The sequence below is a fragment of the Phytopseudomonas flavescens genome (genome assembly GCF_900100535.1).
Classification (GTDB): domain Bacteria; phylum Pseudomonadota; class Gammaproteobacteria; order Pseudomonadales; family Pseudomonadaceae; genus Aquipseudomonas; species Aquipseudomonas flavescens.
In genome coordinates this window covers 189,493-207,737 of sequence record NZ_FNDG01000009.1, presented here as the reverse complement: position 1 = coordinate 207,737, position 18,245 = coordinate 189,493, and the positions used below count along the sequence as shown (strand labels likewise).

Below are 18,245 nucleotides of genomic sequence, written 5' to 3'. Positions count from 1 at the left end.
TCCACTCAGACCAGGGCAGCCAGTTCAGCAGCCTGGACTGGCAAAGTTTCCTCAAGGCCAACAACCTAATCAGTAGCATGAGCCGGCGCGGTAACTGTCACGACAACGCCGTGGCAGAGAGCTTTTTCCAACTGCTGAAGCGCGAACGCATCAGGCGGAAAACCTACGGCACTCGTGAAGAAGCACGCGCTGATGTGTTCGATTACATCGAGATGTTTTATAACCCTAAACGCCGGCACAGCAGCGCTATGCAGCTATCGCCAGTGGATTTTGAAAAGCGCTATTTCCAGAGCTTGGAAAGTGTCTAGGAAAGCCGGGGCGATTCAACCTATTCAGACTGCCTTCCTGTTACGACCCTGTTCGAGAACTGCCGCCGTAGATCTCTATCTAGATTCACATAGTTCTCAAAGGCAACATTATTGCTGTAAAATTCATACCTGACTATCAGGCTCGGCATTATTCTGTACTGAACTTCACAGCTTTCTGTTCCGCTGCTTGATGTTCGGCAATAAACTTCGTGTGCCCGCCCCTGTGATTGGTAGGAATCGAATTTATAGCGTCGACTGTGGATGGATCCGTTATTCCTCAAGTCGCAAATTTCAATAGCCTCCCCAAATAACTTTCTTATTTGCGCGTTTTGAGATGAGCACTGTCTGTCGAATATTCTTTTCTTGATGCCTTGCACGTCATTCGCCGGGTCGTTCTGGCTGGTCGATTTATCGAAAAATTCGATCATCTGCACCTTGTTTTTGAAATTTGGAAACCAGAAGTCAGACCTTGGCGAGAAACGATAATTTTCTATCGGTTTATTTATGCACCCGAACTCTTCAGAGCTCACGGTGTTGAACTGCTCTTCAGACAATTCATCAGGCCACAGCTTCAATATCAGGCTGTTCCAGCGGAAGAACATTGAACCGTCGCTGGAAGTGTGGCAGGTCGCATTACTGGAGGCCTGAGACTTTAAACTGGACACCAGTAGCATTACTGCTAAGATTGTGAACTTCATTCCATTTCCATTCCTTCTTAGGTGTACCGGTCTCATACTACAATTTGCCATCCAAACCTATGGCCAACACCCTGGTTCAACATAGATCCGCGCAGATGAGAAGCTTTCGACCTATCACTATAGGCAAAGTCTGCCCACGAAAAAACACTCATTACGTGTGGATATCCGTCCGTGAATCCCACCACTCATTACCGATTTTGAGTGGCCGTACTCACATCCGATATCTCGAGTACAGAGCAATGAGCCGAATATTCCCGCGGTCTGTAACCTGAACTGCTCTAATTCAGTGCTCACTGCGGCGTTGAATCGCCTGAATGGGCCGTACATGAGATATCGGCTCTGAACCTCCCGTTCAGCGGCCGCCGCTCGTTCAATTGAACCGCCCTGGATGTCGCGGAGGCTATTGTGTTCGAGTCAGGCAGCCACCGATATGGCTGCCTGATTCTGTTCGTATAGTGCCTCGAACTCCCCTGGCGGCCTTTTGCCTATCGGCTCCAACAGCCGCTGACGGTTGAACCATGTGACCCACTTCAGCGTTTCCCACTCCAGGCTTTCTATGCTTTCCCATGGTCCTCGCTTGTGGGTCAACTCGGCTTTGTAGAGGCCATTGATAGTCAATGTCAGTGCGTTGCCGTAGTTGTCACCGATATGGCCAACCGACGGCTCGATACCTGCTTCACCCAAGCCTTCGCTGTAGTGAATCGACAGGTATTGTTATCCCCTGTCACTGTGATGAATCAGCCAGTGAAGTTCAGACCGACGAGCGTAAAGCGCCTGTTCGAGCGCATCCAGAACAAACTCCGCGCTCATGTGCCGACTGACACCCCAGCCAACGATGAACCGCGAGTAGACATCCACGATGAACGCCACATAGGCACAACCCTACCAGGTTGAAACGAACGTGAAATCCGCGCCCCATAGCTGATTGGGACGTTCGGCGGTGGACTGACACTTCGTCAGGTCTCTGGGATTGGCATTGCCAGGATCGGCTTATGTGCTTTTCACTGTTTTGCCCCGTGCCACGCCGCATAGCCGTTGTGGCTGTTTACCCGGTCAGGGCTTTTGACATCGAAGCCGAAACCGCATAGGCCTTCGACATCGAATTCCACCACACGCTGGGCAACGAACTGGATCATTTGCTTGAGCGGATCGGCGTATGCCCCTTTCTCAGCCAACTCGGTCAATGCGGTAGCCACCCTCGGCCGAACAGCGGATCCACTTCAGCCCCGCCGCAGGATCAGCCTCGATTCCACTGCCCCTCAGAAGCATGAGCCCACGTCGGTATTGAGCAAGCGGATCGCCGTCTTCGGCGGCACGCAAATATCAGTGCGCAGCCTTGTCCGGATAATGGCCCAGAAGCCCATCCTCGTATCCCGAGCCGAGCAATGTGTCGATGCGATAGGAGCTTTGCATCAAAGTGACAGAAAGGTCGTCAGCATAAATGCCAACAGAATGCAGATAGCGCGAGCAGTGAAACGAAACAAGGCAGAATCCCTGCAGCCACGGATAAACAGAGTGATTGCAGCCACCATCAGGTTTGAGGCTTTTCCCGCTTCATCTGCATGACCAGGGTGAAGCGATCAGCGGGGTGCACGGTTTCCGAGACCACCGCCAGTTCGCCCCGTTCGTCGCGGTAGTGGCGGACGATCTTCAGCCCCGGCGCACCGACTTCGGCATTCAGGCTGCCCGCCAGCTCGGCATCGAGCAGCACGGCCTTGACCTGCTGGTCGACAATCTCGATATGCCGCCCATAGCGTTTTTCGATCAGCGCCGCAATCAGTTCGTCCGGGTGCTCACGGGCCAATTCGATGGCCGCTTCGTAGCATTGCTCGGCGTATACGTCGGTCCAGCACAGCGGCGCATGGCTCTGGCCTTCCTCGATGCGGATGCTCGACACGCAGAAGTAGCGGCCGCCGGGTTGCAGACCGAGGCGCTTGGCTTCGGCGATATCGGCGACGAAATGATTCACACGCTGGATGCTGCGGATCTGGGTTTCCGCCAGGTGCACCAGGTCGGCCACCGACGCCAGCGATTGCGAGTAGCCGCCGCTGGGTGAGGCCGATTCGACCCGGGTGCCAACGCGCTTGCGGCGCGAGACCAGGCCCTGATTGAGCAGTTGGGCGATGGCTGCCCGCACCGTATGCCGGCTGACCCCGTAGATCTCGCACAGCTCCAGTTCCGTGGGCAGCAGAGAACCCACCGGGTAGCGCCCGTTGGCGATGCTTTCCGTCAGATCCCTTGCCACCACCGCATAAAGCGCCTGATTCACCGTTCACCTGCTCCCGATCCGTTGCGGTTGACAGTGTATCAGCGCAGGCGTATTTATTATGTCCGTACATATAAATTATGTCCGATCAATAATAACAGCCAGGATCCTTTCCCATGTCCACCACCGTCTTCGACTCCGCCCTGTTCCGCGACATGTTCGGCACCGCCGAAATGCGCAAGGTGTTTTCCGACAAAGCGCTGATCGAGCGCTATATCGAAGTAGAGGTCGCACTCGCCCGCGCCGAAGCCCGCTGCGGCGTGATCCCTGCCGAGGCCGCCGAGGTCATCGCCGCCAAGGCCAGCTATGAATCCCTCGACCTGGCGCTGATGCAGCACGAAACGGAAATCGTCGGCTACCCGATACTGCCGCTGGTCGAGCAGTTGTCGAAGACCTGTGGTGACGCCGGTCGCTACCTGCACTGGGGCGCCACCACCCAGGACATCATGGACACCGCCGTGGTTCTGCAGGTGCGTGCCGCCCTGGCCATCGTCGAGCGTGACATCCAGGCCGTACGGGGCCTGCTCGCCGACCTGGCGCAGCGCTACCGCGACACGCCAATGGCAGGCCGCACCCACTTGCAGCACGCCCTGCCGATCACCTTCGGCTACAAGTGCGCGGTCTGGCTGAGCATGTTCGACCGCCATGCCGAGCGCCTGGTGGAGCTGCGCCCGCGGGTCGAGATCGGCCAGTTCGCCGGGGCTGCCGGTACCCTGGCGTCGCTGGGTGACAAGGGCCTGGAGGTGCAGGAAGCGCTGATGGCGGAACTGGGGCTGGGCGTGCCGCAGGCCACCTGGCACGTCGCCCGCGACGGCCTGGCCGAGACCCTCAACTTCCTCGGGCTGGTAACCGGCTCCCTGGGCAAGGTGGCCCTGGACGTCATGATGATGATGACCAGCGAGCTGGGCGAGGCCTACGAACCCTTCGTCAAGGGCCGCGGCGCCAGCAGCACCATGCCGCAGAAGCGCAATCCGATTTCCTGCGAGCTGATGTACGCCGCCGCCAAGGGCGTGCGCCAGCAGGCCGGGCTGATGCTCGATGCGATGATCCAGGACTTCGAGCGCTCCACCGGCCCCTGGCAGGCCGAGTGGATCGCCATTCCCGAAGCCTTCGCCCTCAGTGCGGCCTCACTGGGCCAGGCCAAGTTCATGCTCGCCGGGCTGGACGTGCGCACCGAGCGCATGCGTCAGAACCTGGACATGACCCGCGGCCTGATCGTCGCCGAGGCGGTGATGATGGGGCTGGCACCGGAGCTCGGTCGCCAGGTCGCCCATGACGTGGTCTACGCCGCCTGCCGCGTGGCCAACGACGAGAACGTCAGCCTGCTCGACGCCCTGCTGCGCGATCCCGAAGTCGCCGACCACCTGCCCCGCGCCGAACTGCAACGCCTGACCGATCCCGCCAACTACCTCGGCCTGGCCGGGCCCATGGTCGACCGCGCCCTGCAGCGCCAGGGGCGCGTCGCCCGCTGATCGCCGTCCCGGGCCTGGCGACGGGCCCAAACCTCTCAAGACCATAAAGACAACAATTGAGAATTCCGACATGTCATCCACAGGCAAAAAACCGTTTTACCGCGACCTGACCTTCCAGGTCATCGCGGCCATGCTGCTCGGTATCGCCTTCGGCTTCATCGCCCCCGAGCTCGCGGCCAAGTTCAAGATCCTCGGCGACATCTTCCTCAAGCTGATCAAGACCGCCGTGGCGCCGCTGGTGTTCTTCACCGTGGTGCACGGCATCGCCTCGGCGGGCGACATCAAGCGCGTGGGCAAAGTGGGCATACGCGCGCTGATCTACTTCGAGGTGGTATCCACCCTGGCACTGGCCATCGGCCTGCTCTGGGGCAACCTGATCGAGATCGGTTCCGGCATGCACGATGCCCACCCCAGCGGTGCCACCTCGGCGGCTGCCGCGGCGGCGGTCGCCAAGGGGCACGCCCCGCAATCGACCCTGGACTTCATCTACGGCATCTTCCCCGACAACTTCGTCGGCGCCTTCGCCGGTGGCCAGTTGCTGCAGGTGCTGGTGATCTCGGTACTGTTCGGTTTCGCCCTGCTGGCACTCAAGGCCGAGAAACGTGAAGTGATCGAGGACGGTCTGAACCGCGTTTCCGAGTGTTTCTTCGAGTTCATCAACCTGATCATGAAACTGGCCCCGCTGGGCGCCTTCGGCTCGGTGGCCTACGCGGTAGGCAGCAATGGCACCGCGGTGCTGATGTCGCTGGCCAATCTGGTGCTGATGTTCTACGCAGCGGTGTTCTTCTTCATCTTCGTGGTGCTGGGCACCATCTGCCGCGTCTGCGGCTTCAGCCTGTGGCGCTTCCTCAAGTACATCAAGGACGAGATCTTCATCGTCATCGGTACCGCCTCCTCGGAAAGTGCCCTGCCACGCCTGCTGCAGAAACTCGAGAAGTTCGGCTGCTCCAAGCAGAGCGTCGGCCTGGTGCTGCCCACCGGCTATGCCTTCAACCTGGACGGTACGTCGATCTACATGTCGCTGTGCGTGCTGTTCATCGCCAACGCCTATGGCGTACCGCTGAGCTGGGAGCAGCAACTGGGGATTCTCGCCATCATGCTGGTGACCTCGAAAGGCGCCGCAGCGGTCTCCGGGGGCAGCTTCGTGGTGTTCGCGGCCACGGTGACGGCGATCGGCTCGCTGCCGCTCGAAGGCCTGGCACTGCTGTTCGGCGTGTACCGCTTCATGTCGATGGCCATCGCCACCTGCAACACCATCGGCAACAGCGTCGCCACCGTGGTGGTGTCGAAGTGGTCGGGTGAGTTCTCCGAGCAGGAGGCCAGGGAGGAATATCAGCGCGTGCTGGGCCGCAGCCCGCAGGCAGCGCTCTGATACCCGCTCGCTGAAACCCGGCGGTCTCAGGACCCCGGCTATGCGCTTCATGCGCAGAGCCGGGGCTTTTGGTTTGAACGGAGCGGCGCTGACGTGCGTCGTAACAAATACGCCCGGCTACCCCTGCAAGGCGCGGGTAACGTGTGAGATCCGTTCACAAGGAGAGAGATTCGCCATGGCCCGTTCCATTCCTTATCTGCTCGCAGGCATCACGCTCAGTCTCGCCACCCTCAGCGCCCAGGCTGCAGACGCCCTGCCCCAGGCGCAATGGCCGTTCACCAGCGAACCCCGCGCCACCCTCGACGAGCCCTGGGCCATGACTTTCCTGCCCGACGGCACTTTGCTGGTCACCGAAAAGCGCGGCGCGCTCAAGCATGTCGACCCGAAGAGCGGCGCGACCCACGATATCGCCGGTGTGCCGGAAGTCGCCTATGGCGGCCAGGGCGGCTTCGGTGACGTGATCCTGCACCCGGATTTCGCCAATAACGGCTGGGTCTACATCAGCTACGCCGAGGCCGGTGATGGCGATACCCGCGGCGCCGCAGTGGCCCGCGCCAAGCTGCAGCTCAACGACGATGGCAGCGGTGCGCTGACCGAGCTGAGCGTGATCTGGCAGCAGACGCCCAAGGTCAGTGGCAGCGGCCACTATGGTCATCGCCTGGCCTTCGGCCCGGACGGCAAACTGTGGATCACCTCCAGCGAGCGGCAGAAATTCACCCCGGCCCAGGACATGAAGGCCAACCTGGGCAAGCTCGTGCGCCTGAACGACGACGGCAGCCTGCCTGGCGACAACCCCTTCGCCGATCAGGGCGATGTTGCTGCCCAGGTCTGGTCACTGGGCCACCGCAACATGCTCGGCATCGCCTTTGACGCCAACGACAAGCTCTGGGTACACGAGATGGGCCCGGCCGGCGGCGACGAACTGAACCTGATCAAGCGCGGCGCAAACTACGGCTATCCGGAGGTATCCGATGGCGATCACTACGACGGCAGGCCGATCCCGGATCACGCCACCCGCCCCGAGTTCGAGGCGCCGAAGATCAGTTGGACCCCGGTCATCTCTCCCGCCGGCTTTGTCATCTATCAGGGCCAGCGCTTCCCGGACTGGGACGGCGCCGGCCTGATCGGCGGGCTGTCCTCGCAAGCACTGGTGCGCGTGGCGTTCGATGGCGACAACGCCCGCGAAGTGGAGCGCTACGCCATGGGGGCACGCATTCGCGATGTCGAACAAGGCCCCGACGGCAGCCTGTGGCTGCTGGAGGACGGTAGCGGCGGCCGCCTGCTCGAACTGCGGCCTGAATGATTCCCGGGGAGTCTGGTGCGCAGGCACGCCAGACTCCTGAGCCCAGCCGGTCGGCATCTCGGCCTGCTCCGGCGCGTCCCTCAATGGGCTATCCGCTCAGACGCTGCACCTGGGAACCGCTTGGCTGGCACTGGCTGACGGTTGCTGCTCCCCCTCATGCCATTCCATAAAGCCTGCTGAGCAGGTATCCACGGGCCCTGGGCGCCACCTGCAAGGGGCCAACTGTGCCGCGACAGCGGCCAGCGAGGCCGAGGGGCAGGCATGCCCCATGATACTGCGATTCGCTTCCCCGTCCCGTCCCGTCCCGCCCCGTCCCGCTCGGCAGCAGGCAGCCGAGCATCGGTATCGCCTCGGGAGTCTGACCTCGACTCCCCCCGCCCTGCAAACACTCGTCGGCATCACGAAACCCATAAAAGCAGGACGGGGCAGGTTTTGATGAGAAAGAAATCTACCCGGCTGGTTAGTTTCCATTTACCCACTGATGTCAAGGTGATATCAGACAAGAGACAGCTATTCCGCGTTGCCGACTGCAATAATCAAAACTCTCAGGGGTGCACCCATGAACAGCTTACGTCGCTTGCCGATCAACCGCCGTCTGTGGCTCATCATGGTGTTGCCGCTTCTGATGCTGGTGCTGCTCGGCACCTCTATGCTCAGCCAGATCAACACCGGCCTGTATGCCGCGAAATCGGAAAAGACCCAGCACCTGGTAGAGACGGTAGTCAGCCTGGTCACCCATTACCATGACCTGGAGAGCAACGGCAGCCTGAGCCGCGAACAGGCACAGGGGAAGGCGATAGCGGCAATGCGCGGATTGCGCTACGCCGGTGAGGAGTATTTCTGGATCAATGACCATGGTCATGCACCCGACCGACCCGTCGCTGGAGGGGCAAAACCTCTCCGACTTCAGGGATTCGGACGGCAATGCGCTGTTCCAGGACATGCTCGCCGTCACCCAGAAACAGGGTGCCGGCGCCATCAACTACCGTTGGCCCAAACCAGGCAGCACCGAACCGGCGAAAAAGGTGTCCTATGTTTCGCTGTTTCAGCCCTGGGACTGGATCATCGGCTCCGGCGTCTACGTCGATGACGTGCAGGCCGAGTTCCAATCACAGGCCCTGCGCACCATGGCCATCGGCGTACCCGCCACCCTGCTGCTGATCGCCCTGGTGGTGATGATTTCGCGCAGTATCGCCCGGCCCTTGCGGCAGGCGGTAGCGGCGATGGCCAACATCGCCAGCGGCGAAGGCGACCTGACCCAGGCCCTGGACGACCAGGGACGCGACGAACTGGCCGCTTTGGCCGGGCATTTCAACGCCTTCACCGGCAAGATGCGCCAGGTGATCCGCCAGTTGCTCGACTCCGCAGGCTCTCTGGATCAGGCCGCGCGGTCGCTCGGGGATACTGCCAGCGCCGCCCAACAGCACAGCCAGCAGCAGGCGCAGCAGATGGAGCAGGTCGCGACCGCGGTCAACGAAGTGACCTACGGCGTCCAGGACGTGGCCAAGAATGCCGAACACGCCTCCAGCGAAGTGCATGCCGCCGAGAGCCAGGCCGAACAGGGCCGGAGCAATATCGACGCCAGCCTGAAGCAGATCGATCAGTTGTCCGACACCATCGACAAGGCCACAACCGTGATCCAGTCGCTGGCCACGCAAAGCACGCAGATCGGCGGCGTGCTGGAGGTTATCCGCTCGATCGCCGAGCAGACCAACCTGCTGGCGCTCAACGCCGCCATCGAAGCCGCGCGAGCCGGCGAGCAGGGTCGCGGGTTTGCCGTGGTGGCCGACGAAGTGCGCCTGCTGGCCCAGCGTACGCAGAAATCCACCGCGGAAATCCAGGGCATGATCGAACGCCTGCAGGGCGACTCGGAGGCCGCGGTGAAAGCCATAGGCGACAGCAGCCGGGCGTCGCAACTGACGGTGATCCAGGCCCGCCAGGCCGATGAGAGCCTGGCGCAGATCGCTCAATCACTGCGCACACTGACCGGGCTCAACGCCTCCATCGCCAGCGCCACCCTGGAACAGTCTCAAGTGGTCGAGGACATCAACCAGAACGTCAGCGACACCGCCGCCCTGGCCCAGAGTGCCGCCGAGTCGGCCGAGCAATCGAGTACCGCCAGTCAGCACCTCAAGCAGTTGGCCGAGCAGCTCAATCGCCTGCTGGGGCAATTCCGCATCTAGCTGGCATGCCCGTGACCCCATGCAAAACGCCACCCCAGGGGACGCCCCGGGTGGCGTTGTCCGACTCTGCCGATGAGCCCCTCAATCCTCGCGGCGAAGACTGTCCAGAACGCCGCGGTAGAGTTTCTCGAGGCGCTGCACGGCCTGCTCGTCCAGCGTCTCCTGCCGTACGCGCTGCTCGAACACCTGCTCAGGCGTCAGCTCATCGAGGGTGCTCTGCTCACCGTGCAGGCTGGCCACCGCCGTGCCGCGGGCACGACGAATACGCAGCACCTCCAACGGCAAGCCTTCGCATAACGCGGCGATGCGCACCTGCAGATCGCTGAGGTAGTCGTCGCCCTCGACCTGCACCTCCAGCCACACCGGCTGTTGCGGGCTGCCCTCGAGGGCGGCCTCGGCGAGCAAGGCGGGCAGTGTCTTCAGGCTGCCGCGTAGCGATTGCAGGGCCTGGAAACGCGGTACGGGCAAGGCGCGCACGCCGTGCAGACCACCCTCGTCCACTTCCACCAGCAGCACCTCCTTCTGCTGGCGCGCCTCGTCGAAGCTCAGCGGGATCGGCGAGCCGCTGTAGCGGATATGCTCGAGGCCGCCGACCTTCTGCGGACGGTGAATGTGCCCGAGCGCGATGTAATCGGCCGCTGGAAACGACGACGTCGGAAAGGCTTCCAGCGCACCGACGTAGATTTCCCGCACCGATTCGCTGGCACTGGCACCAACGGTGGTCAAGTGGCCGGTGGCGATGATCGGCAAAGCGACGCCCAGCTCGGCACGTCGCGCCAGGGCCAGTTCGAACAGGGCCTGATAATGAGCATGGATGGCCTGTTGCAGCGACAGCTGCTTGTCCGCCGCGCTCTGCCCCGCCTCGCTGCGCAGCACGTCACGCGGGCGGATGAAGGGGATGGCGCAGAGCAGCGCCGCCGGTTGGCCATCGGCGTCAGCGAGCACCAGCAACTGATCCTGCAGTTGTACGCCGACGCCAGGGATCACCCGGGTGCCCAACTGTGCCAGCAGGGTACGGCTCTCACCCAGCATCGCCACGGAATCGTGGTTGCCGCCGAGCACCACCAGTTGGCAGCCGGTGTCACGCAAGGCCACGACGAAATGGTTGTACTGCTCACGGGCATAACTGGGCGGGGAACCGGTGTCGAAGATATCCCCGGCGACCAGCACCACCTGTACCCGGTGCTCGCGCACCTGCTCGATCAGCCAGGTGCAGAACGCCTGGTGCTCGGCCTGGCGCGTCTTGCCCATGAAGTGCTGGCCCAGGTGCCAGTCGGAGGTGTGCAGAAGGCGCATGAACGGCCCGATCCAGTGACTGAAAAACCCGGCCACCATGCCTTTTCGACGCCGCCAAGGCAATGGTTTCACATCAGGTAACACTCGCCAAAGCCGCCGTGCTACCTGCGTTGAGGGGGAATTTTCGGCGAATCTGCCGGCATGCTCCGTTTCGCGGGTCGAACCCTGGTGCAAAGGCTTCGGTCGGAAAATCGTTCACCTCCCATACCGATCCCGCTGAGGAGTATCCGCCGATGAACACCGCGTCCGCCCGCCCCCTCTCCCTGTGCGCCACTGCGCTGGCCCTGTTCGGCCTGCTGCACAGCGCTTCCACCCACGCCCAGACGATCGCCCTCGACGTGCCCTACGTGCCCACTCCGGAACCGGTGGTGGCGCGCATGCTGGAGATGGCCAACGTCGGCCCGGACGACTACGTGGTGGATCTCGGCTCGGGTGATGGCCGCATCGCCATCTCGGCAGTGAAGGATCGGGGCGCCAAGGCTGCCTACGGTATCGACCTGAACCCGCAGCGCATCGAAGAGGCCGAAGCCAACGCGCAGCAAGCCGGTGTCGCCGACAAGGTGGTATTCGAGCAGGGCGACCTGTTCGAGAAAGACTTCGCCGACGCCGACGTGCTGACCCTGTACCTGCTGTCGACCGTCAACATGCGCCTGCGCCCGGTGATCCTCGACACCCTGCAGCCCGGCACCCGTGTGGTTTCCCACGCCTTCAGCATGGAGGACTGGGAGCCGGATCGCAGCGATATCGTCGAAGGTGCACGCATCTACCTGTGGGTGGTGCCAGCCAAGATCGCTGGCAACTGGCAGATCGAGAGCGAAGGCGAGACCTTCCATGTCGACCTGCAGCAGCGCTTCCAGGAGATCAGCGGCACCACCCAGCACCAGGAAAACCTGCGCGGGCGCCTGAATGGCACCGAGCTGCGCTTCGAGGTCGACGGCAAGCTGTACGTCGGCCAGGTCGAGGGTGATCGCATCGAACCGATTTCCGCCGAAGGCGCGGTGACCGGCTGGAGCGCACGACGGAGCTAAGCCATGAACGCACGCACAGCGGCACGACAACCCGGCCTGTCGGTCATCGACGGCGTCGCCATGCTGGTCGGCGTGGTGATCGGCGTCGGCATCTTCGGCTTCCCACCGCTGGTGGCCCAGCACGCCGACAATGCCTTCGTGTATATCGGCCTGTGGCTGGCCGGCGGTCTGGTGATGCTGGTCGGCGCGCTGTGCTATGCCGAACTCGGCGCCAGCTATCCAGATCGCGGCGGTGAATACCACTACCTCAATCTGGCCTGGGGTCGGCAGGTCAGCCTGCTGTTCGCCTGGGCCAGAGGTACGGTGATCCAGACCGGCGCAATCGCCGTGGTGGCGTTCATCTATGGCGATTACGCCCAGCGCCTGCTACCGCTGGGCGACTATGGCAGCGCCTGGCACGCCACCCTGGTGGTACTGGCACTGACCGCGCTGAATATCCTCGGCACCCATGAATCCAAGCGCCTGCAGGTGCTGTTCACCGGCATCACCCTGGTGACGCTGGTCACCGTGATACTCGCCGGTCTGCTGCTGGCCGAGCCGGTTGCGGCCGTGCCTGCCGTAGAAACACACGCCAGCGGCAACCTGGCCGGCATGCTCGGCATGGGCATGGTCTTCGTGCTGCTCACCTACGGTGGCTGGAACGAGGCGGCCTATCTCTCCGGCGAATTGCGCAACCCGGCACGCAACATGAGCCGCGTGCTGCTGTTCGGCACGCTGGTGGTGACCGCCATGTACCTGCTGGCCAATCTGGTGTTCATCAACATCTTCGGCCTCGAGGGCCTGCGCCAGTCGACCGCCATCGGCGCTGACCTGATGACCATCGTCGCCGGCCCCTGGGGTGGTGTACTGCTCAGCGTGCTGATCTGCATCACCGCTATCAGCACGCTGAACGCCACCATCCTTACCGGTTCACGGGTGTATTACGCGCTGGGGCGGGACGTGCCCCAACTGTCGACGCTCGGCGCCTGGAACGACCGCGCGACAACGCCGGTACGAGCCCTGCTGGTGCAGTGCCTGATCACGCTGCCGCTGTTGCTGTTCGGTGCGTTGAGCGAGAACGGCGTGCAGAGCATGATGGCCTATACCGCACCGGTGTTCTGGCTGTTCATGTGCCTGACCGCCCTGTCGCTCCTGCGCCTGCGCCGTCTGCAACCGAACAGTACGCGGCCGTTCAGCGTGCCGCTGTATCCGCTGACGCCGGTGTTGTTCGCCGGCAGCTGCCTGGCGCTGTTCTTCTCGAGCGCACTGTATGCGGGTGCCGGCGCGTTGCTTGGCCTGGTGGTTCTGGGCGCCGGGCTGCCGCTATTGCTGTTGCAGCGCCCCGCCACACAGCCGGCTCGAAGCTGACCCCTCCCCCCACCGCACGCTCGACCGCAGGCAGCAATAGCCGAGGTTGAGCGGGGCGATAGCCGGACTCATGAACATCAGCCAAGCGGAATATGCTAAACAGGGGTTCTTTGCCGAGGGGAACCCCACGCATGCAGCCGAAACCGCCCATCGAACTGCTGATCTGTGACTGCGACGGCGTACTGATCGACAGCGAGATCATCGCCGAGCGTCACCTGCACGCGGCACTGGCCGAACACTATCCGGCCCATGAGCTGGACGTGGTACTGGCCGGCACCTTCGGACTGCAGAGCCGTGACATTCTGGCCCGGGTCGAGGCGCACTTCGGCAAACGCCTGCCCGACGGTTTTCTGGAAGAGCACCGCACCCGCATCAAGGGGCTGATACGCGCTGAAGTGCAGCCGATCGAAGGCGTGCGTGATGCCCTGCTGAAGATCGATCTACCGCTGGCAGTGGCCTCCAACAGCTATGGCGACTCGGTGGCCTTCGCTCTGCAACGCTGCGAGCTGGTCGAGCGAGTCAACCGTGGCGCCTTCAGCGCCGATCAGGTCGAGCGCCCCAAACCCGCTCCGGATCTCTACCTGCTGGCAGCACAAAGCGCTGGCGTCGATCCACGTAACTGCCTGGTCGTCGAAGACAGCGTCACCGGCGCGACTGCCGCGCTGACGGCGGGTATGCAGGTAGTCGGCTTCCTGGGTGCCAGCCATATCCCCCCGGAACACGGCGAAACCCTGCGCCAGCTGGGTGTCCAGCATCTGATCGGGCGCATGAGTGAACTGCCTGAGTTGGTGCAGCGCCTGCAGAACGGCGGCGCTTGAAGCGCTAACGGAGCCTGCGCTGCGTCTTACCGCAAGGCGTTCGCCCCGGTTTAGCCGTTAAGACGCTTCCACTCGTCCACCACCTCCCCCATGGTGCGTGGCGCCCCGCTGCGAATCCAGGCCATGAACGGCCGGTCGAAACGGAAGGCGGCTCCGCACTGTTCACACATGAAACGACGCACTTTCTGGGTACTTCGATAATCATCGCCAATGGGCGTATCGCGGGTAATGGTGCCGCCATGCCAGTCGAAAGCCATTGCTGCATCTCTTTGGGCGGAAGTCGTCGTTACAGTACTAGCCAGCCGACAAGCGCGCCAGCCAACACCACCAGCCAGGGCGCAAGCCTGCCGAGCATCAGGGCGCTCAGTGCGACGGCCGCCAGGGCAAAATCCAGAAGGCTGAAGATGGCACTGGTGCCGACTGGTTGGTACAGCGTGGCCAACAGCAGACCGACCACGCCCGCATTGACGCCAAGCATCGCCGCCTGCACCCGCGGGCGGCTGCGCAGCCGAGCCCAGAACGGCAGTACGCCGACCAGCAGCAAGAACGAAGGCGCGAAGATCGCCAGCAGACACAGCAGGCCGCCACTCCAGCCCTGCATGGCGCTGCCGAGAAAAGCCGCGAAGGTGAACAGGGGGCCGGGCACGGCCTGAGTAGCGCCATAACCAGCGAGGAACAGATCCTGGTCGATCCAGCCGGTGGCCACCACCTCGGCCTGCAGCAAGGGCAGCATCACGTGCCCACCGCCGAATACCAGCGAGCCGGTTCGGTAGAAGGCGTCCAGCAGGCTCAGCGTGTGACTCTCCAGCAGGTGCGCCAGCGCAGGCAAGCCAAGCAGCAAGGCGACGAACAAAGCCAGCCAGACGATGCCAGCCTGCGGGCTGATGTCGATAGCCAGCGCATCCTCCCCGTTCCGGCCAGCAGGCTTGAGCAACAGCCAGCCGGCCAGCCCGGCAAGCAGGATCACCGCAAGCTGCCCCCCTGCACCCGGCACCGACAATGCCGTGCAGGCGGCGATCACCATCAGCACCCGCCGCGGCGTGTCCGGACAGAGCGTGCGCATCATGCCCCACACCGCCTGAGCGACGACGGCGGCGGCAACGATCTTCAAACCATGCAGTGCCCCGGCCGCCATGGCCTCGCCCTGAACGCAAAGCCCCTGCGCCAACAGCACCAGCAGCGCGGCCGACGGCAGGGTGAAGCCTACCCAGGCGGCCAGCGCACCGCGGTAGCCGGCCTGGGACAAGCCGATCGCCATGCCGACCTGGCTGCTGGCGGCGCCCGGCAGGAACTGGCAGAGCGCGATGAGCTCCACATAACGGGCCTCGCTCAACCAGCGTCGGCGGCTGACGAACTCTTCACGAAAGTAGCCGAGATGAGCGACCGGGCCTCCGAAAGATGTCAGCCCTAGGCGCAGGAAAATCAGAAAGATGGACCACGGATGGCGATCGCTTGCGGTGCGGAGCATGCGGATTTCTCGGTACGGCATGAGAGCGACAGGCATCACGAGTATCCAATGCAGGTATTGGATCGCGCATCGCTCTTTTCACGCGCTGCCCTTCTAGCCGTCACTGTGCCCTGCGCTGATGACTGTTCAAAGAAGGCTGACGATCTCCGCGCTGGTTTGATTTGCTCACATCCACTCGTATAGTCGGCATGCCTGCCAACGGAACCATGATGATTACCCCCACCGACTCTCTCGATTGCCGCGCCCGCGCCACGCTTCACTCGCCGGCCGGCCGGCCGAGCCCGGCATGCTGATCGCCTCCGCGGTCTTTCTGTTCACCCTGGTACTGGTCATCTGGCAGCCCAGGGGGCTGGGGGTCGGCTGGAGCGCCAGCCTCGGCGCCCTGCTGGCGCTGGCGGTGGGCGCCGTGGCGCTGCAGGACATCCCCACCGTCTGGAGCATCGTCTGGAACGCCACCGCGACCTTCATCGCGATCATCATCATCAGCCTGCTGCTGGACGAGGCCGGCTTCTTCGCCTGGGCCGCCCTGCACGTGGCACGCCGGGCCGGTGGCAGCGGCCCGCGCCTGTTCGCCTTCAGCGTGCTGCTCGGCGCAGTGGTGTCCGCGCTGTTCGCCAACGATGGCGCGGCACTGATCCTGACTCCGATCGTGATGTCGATGCTGGTGGCGCTTGGCTTCTCCGCCGCGACCACCCTCGCCTTCGTGATGGCAGCCGGTTTCATCGCCGATACCGCCAGCTTGCCGCTGGTGGTGTCGAACCTGGTGAACATCGTCTCGGTGGATTACTTCAAGCTCGGCTTCGCCGAATACGCCGCGGTGATGATGCCCGTCAACCTGGCCAGCGTCGCCGCCTCCCTGCTGGTGCTCTACCTCTTCTATCGCCGCGACATTCCAGCCCGCTACGCGCCCGAGGCACTGCCGGCACCGAAGACCGTCATCCGTGACCCTGCCACATTCGCCATGGGCTGGTGGGTACTGGGGCTGCTGCTGGTTGGCCTGTTCGCCCTCGAGCCACTGGGCGTCCCCATCAGCGCGGTGGCCGCGCTGTGCGCCGCACTGCTGGGCAGCATCGCCGCGCGCAGCAAGGTGATTTCCACCCGTCGCGTGTTGCGCGAAGCCCCCTGGCAGGTGGTGATCTTCTCGCTGGGCATGTACCTGGTGGTGTATGGCCTGAAGAACGCCGGGCTGACCGATCTGCTCAGCCGGGTGCTCGATGGCCTCGCCGGGCACGGCCTGTGGGGCGCGACGCTGGGTACCGGGCTGCTCGCCGCCGGGCTGTCCTCGGTGATGAACAACATGCCCAGCGTGCTGATCGGCGCACTGTCGATTCACGCCAGTGATGCGAGCGGGCTGATCCGTGAGGCAATGATCTACGCCAATATCATTGGCTGCGACCTGGGCCCGAAGATCACCCCCATCGGCAGCCTGGCTACGCTGCTCTGGCTGCACGTTCTGCAAGGCAAGGGCGTGCGAATCACCTGGGGCTACTACTTCAAGGTGGGTCTGGTGCTGACACTGCCAGTGCTGCTGATCACCCTCTGCGCCCTCGCATTGCGATTGAGCCTGTAAGGTCGGATCAGGCCAAGTGCCCTGGCCATGTCCTGATCCACCTGCCGGCGCCACGCGCGATCCTCGTCGCTGTCGGGCTGCAGGCGCCGTTCGATTTCCGCGTTGGCACTGGCCTGGCACTGGCGGAAGCCGTCGTCCCAGCCGGTTGCGTACTGGGTATCCTGAAGATAGACCGGCACGTTCTTGCGAAACGCACCGAGTGCCTTGGCGGCACTGTTACCGCTGATGCAGCCATCCTCGTAGCCAGTGGCGAAGGCCGCCGAGTACCCCTGGGCAAGCATGGAGTCCCGGGTGCTCTGGCAGGCGCTCAACGGCAACACGAGCAGCAGCGCCAAGGACAGTCGGCGTATATCGATCATGGCAGGATCCTCAGCCGTTGAAGGCATCGAGCAGTTTTTCCTTGAGGGCGCAGTAGGCCCAGGGGCTGGTGCTGCAGGCACCGCTGTCCAGGGCCGCGCGAAAACGCGGCAGATCGACCTGCTGCAAATAATCCTCGGCATCCTCGAAGCGCTTTCTGCCGCCGAAGCCTCCCTCGCGCATCTCGTCGATGGCCTGCTGCCTGCTCCAGCCCTGATAGACGATGCGGTACATGGCCGCGATCATCCCGGTGCGGTTCTGCCCGTGCTTGCAGTGAATCAGCACCGGCCCCCGGGCCTGGGCGAGGCGAATGCTGCGCAGCGCCTGCAGCACATCGGCGTCGTCGATACGGTCGGCATGCAACGGCTGATGAACCTGGCGAATGCTCGCATCGCTCAGCCAGTCGGCATCGCTGCGCTGGTAGAAGTTGATCACCGTGGCGATCTTCAACTTCTGCAACTCCCCTCGCTGCGCGGCGCTCGGCAAGGCACTGCGATAGAGATAGGGCTGCATGCGATAGAGGTTGAAGGTCTTGTCCACAGGGGTCGCCCAGAGCGGCTGCGTGGCACCGGGGCTTTCCGTTCGTACGGCACTTAGGGCAGAACCAAGCGGTATGCAAAATAGAATCGCCGTCATACAGCAGACGAACGACAAGCGTGGTGAGGCGTAGCGAAGCTGTGGCATCGTATGATCCTGGCTGGATGAACGAGCGACAGTCTTGCGTTCGCCCCGTGAGGGCTTCGTCAATGCCTCGTGAAA

15 protein-coding genes and 4 pseudogenes are annotated in these 18,245 nt (G+C 63.0%); 9 read left to right on the top strand and 10 right to left on the bottom strand.

The features are described 5' to 3' along the window. Window positions 1–308: IS3 family transposase (locus BLR94_RS14095; RefSeq protein WP_139207451.1), on the top strand; the 308-nt coding region annotated here is incomplete at its 5' end. A gap of 20 nt (window positions 309–328) precedes the next feature. On the opposite strand, the gene BLR94_RS14090 is transcribed toward BLR94_RS14095, so the two are convergent. From BLR94_RS14090 to BLR94_RS14070, 5 genes and pseudogenes are all read right to left on the bottom strand, one after another. Further along, entirely contained in the window at window positions 329–1,006 is a 678-nt protein-coding gene (locus BLR94_RS14090) for a hypothetical protein (protein WP_084306381.1), read from the bottom strand. A gap of 414 nt (window positions 1,007–1,420) precedes the next feature. Further along, window positions 1,421–2,044: pseudogene (locus BLR94_RS27960) on the bottom strand (IS3 family transposase); the annotation flags it as partial. Next, a pseudogene (locus tag BLR94_RS14075) lies at window positions 2,035–2,202 on the bottom strand (IS256 family transposase); the annotation flags it as partial. The pseudogenes BLR94_RS27960 and BLR94_RS14075, both read right to left, overlap by 10 nt. After that, the gene (locus tag BLR94_RS28300) at window positions 2,174–2,326 is read right to left on the bottom strand and encodes a hypothetical protein (RefSeq protein ID WP_420492688.1); all 153 of its coding nucleotides are present in this window, start codon (window positions 2,324–2,326) and stop codon (window positions 2,174–2,176) included. The pseudogene BLR94_RS14075 and the gene BLR94_RS28300, both read right to left, overlap by 29 nt. Window positions 2,327–2,537: 211 nt before the next feature. After that, window positions 2,538–3,275, bottom strand: coding sequence for a GntR family transcriptional regulator (locus tag BLR94_RS14070; protein WP_084306377.1), 738 nt, complete (start codon window positions 3,273–3,275; stop codon window positions 2,538–2,540). Between the two features lie 113 nt (window positions 3,276–3,388). Between BLR94_RS14070 and BLR94_RS14065 the strand changes: the two genes are divergently transcribed. From BLR94_RS14065 to BLR94_RS14050, 4 genes and pseudogenes are all read left to right on the top strand, one after another. Next, a complete protein-coding gene (locus tag BLR94_RS14065; protein WP_084306376.1) occupies window positions 3,389–4,744 on the top strand; it encodes a class-II fumarase/aspartase family protein in 1,356 nt (451 codons plus the stop codon). 70 nt (window positions 4,745–4,814) lie between these two features. Beyond that, complete coding sequence (gene dctA, locus BLR94_RS14060) at window positions 4,815–6,116, top strand: C4-dicarboxylate transporter DctA (RefSeq protein WP_084306375.1); 1,302 nt, start codon at window positions 4,815–4,817, stop codon at window positions 6,114–6,116. Between the two features lie 175 nt (window positions 6,117–6,291). Continuing rightward, window positions 6,292–7,419, top strand: a complete 1,128-nt coding sequence (locus BLR94_RS14055; RefSeq protein ID WP_084306374.1) for a PQQ-dependent sugar dehydrogenase — start codon at window positions 6,292–6,294, stop codon at window positions 7,417–7,419. A gap of 559 nt (window positions 7,420–7,978) precedes the next feature. Then, a pseudogene (locus BLR94_RS14050) lies at window positions 7,979–9,602 on the top strand (methyl-accepting chemotaxis protein). An 81-nt stretch (window positions 9,603–9,683) separates the two neighbouring features. Here BLR94_RS14050 and sbcD read toward each other — a convergent pair. After that, window positions 9,684–10,898, bottom strand: coding sequence for an exonuclease subunit SbcD (sbcD, locus tag BLR94_RS14045; protein WP_084306391.1), 1,215 nt, complete (start codon window positions 10,896–10,898; stop codon window positions 9,684–9,686). 233 nt (window positions 10,899–11,131) lie between these two features. Here sbcD and BLR94_RS14040 point away from each other — a divergent pair, with 233 nt between their 5' ends. The 3 genes from BLR94_RS14040 to BLR94_RS14030 all read left to right on the top strand — a co-directional run bounded on the left by BLR94_RS14040 (window position 11,132) and on the right by BLR94_RS14030 (window position 14,091). Next, window positions 11,132–11,926 carry a methyltransferase domain-containing protein gene (locus tag BLR94_RS14040; RefSeq protein WP_084306373.1) on the top strand — a complete coding sequence of 265 codons (795 nt, stop codon included), beginning with the start codon at window positions 11,132–11,134 and terminating at the stop codon, window positions 11,924–11,926. Window positions 11,927–11,929: 3 nt separating this feature from the next. Continuing rightward, window positions 11,930–13,273 (top strand): APC family permease, encoded by a 1,344-nt coding sequence (locus tag BLR94_RS14035; RefSeq protein ID WP_084306372.1) that lies wholly within the window; start codon window positions 11,930–11,932, stop codon window positions 13,271–13,273. A gap of 131 nt (window positions 13,274–13,404) precedes the next feature. After that, complete coding sequence (locus tag BLR94_RS14030; protein WP_084306371.1) at window positions 13,405–14,091, top strand: HAD family hydrolase; 687 nt, start codon at window positions 13,405–13,407, stop codon at window positions 14,089–14,091. A 50-nt stretch (window positions 14,092–14,141) separates the two neighbouring features. Here BLR94_RS14030 and BLR94_RS14025 read toward each other — a convergent pair whose 3' ends face one another. After that, a complete protein-coding gene (locus BLR94_RS14025) occupies window positions 14,142–14,348 on the bottom strand; it encodes a DUF6434 domain-containing protein (RefSeq protein WP_084306370.1) in 207 nt (68 codons plus the stop codon). A 29-nt stretch (window positions 14,349–14,377) separates the two neighbouring features. After that, on the bottom strand, window positions 14,378–15,559 hold the full coding sequence (gene chrA, locus BLR94_RS14020; RefSeq protein WP_090423712.1) for a chromate efflux transporter: 1,182 nt from the start codon (window positions 15,557–15,559) through the stop codon (window positions 14,378–14,380). A gap of 286 nt (window positions 15,560–15,845) precedes the next feature. Between chrA and BLR94_RS14015 the strand changes: the two genes are divergently transcribed. Further along, window positions 15,846–17,129 (top strand): arsenic transporter, encoded by a 1,284-nt coding sequence (locus BLR94_RS14015; protein WP_084306369.1) that lies wholly within the window; start codon window positions 15,846–15,848, stop codon window positions 17,127–17,129. Here BLR94_RS14015 and BLR94_RS14010 read toward each other — a convergent pair. Further along, window positions 17,117–17,479 (bottom strand): annotated as a pseudogene (locus tag BLR94_RS14010) (hypothetical protein); the annotation flags it as partial. The gene BLR94_RS14015 and the pseudogene BLR94_RS14010 sit on opposite strands and share 13 nt — an antisense overlap. Window positions 17,480–17,498: 19 nt before the next feature. Further along, complete coding sequence (locus tag BLR94_RS14005; RefSeq protein WP_244158171.1) at window positions 17,499–18,026, bottom strand: dual specificity protein phosphatase family protein; 528 nt, start codon at window positions 18,024–18,026, stop codon at window positions 17,499–17,501. Window positions 18,027–18,245 lie beyond the last annotated feature (219 nt).

Coding starts and splice junctions, on each gene's coding strand:
- BLR94_RS14090 (WP_084306381.1), bottom strand. CDS start 1,006: ATGAAGTTCACAATCTTAGCAGTAATGCTACTGGTGTCCAGTTTAAAG.
- BLR94_RS14065 (WP_084306376.1), top strand. CDS start 3,389: ATGTCCACCACCGTCTTCGACTCCGCCCTGTTCCGCGACATGTTCGGC.
- dctA (WP_084306375.1), top strand. CDS start 4,815: ATGTCATCCACAGGCAAAAAACCGTTTTACCGCGACCTGACCTTCCAG.
- BLR94_RS14055 (WP_084306374.1), top strand. CDS start 6,292: ATGGCCCGTTCCATTCCTTATCTGCTCGCAGGCATCACGCTCAGTCTC.
- sbcD (WP_084306391.1), bottom strand. CDS start 10,898: ATGCGCCTTCTGCACACCTCCGACTGGCACCTGGGCCAGCACTTCATG.
- BLR94_RS14040 (WP_084306373.1), top strand. CDS start 11,132: ATGAACACCGCGTCCGCCCGCCCCCTCTCCCTGTGCGCCACTGCGCTG.
- BLR94_RS14035 (WP_084306372.1), top strand. CDS start 11,930: ATGAACGCACGCACAGCGGCACGACAACCCGGCCTGTCGGTCATCGAC.
- BLR94_RS14030 (WP_084306371.1), top strand. CDS start 13,405: ATGCAGCCGAAACCGCCCATCGAACTGCTGATCTGTGACTGCGACGGC.
- BLR94_RS14025 (WP_084306370.1), bottom strand. CDS start 14,348: ATGGCTTTCGACTGGCATGGCGGCACCATTACCCGCGATACGCCCATT.
- chrA (WP_090423712.1), bottom strand. CDS start 15,559: ATGCTCCGCACCGCAAGCGATCGCCATCCGTGGTCCATCTTTCTGATT.
- BLR94_RS14015 (WP_084306369.1), top strand. CDS start 15,846: ATGCTGATCGCCTCCGCGGTCTTTCTGTTCACCCTGGTACTGGTCATC.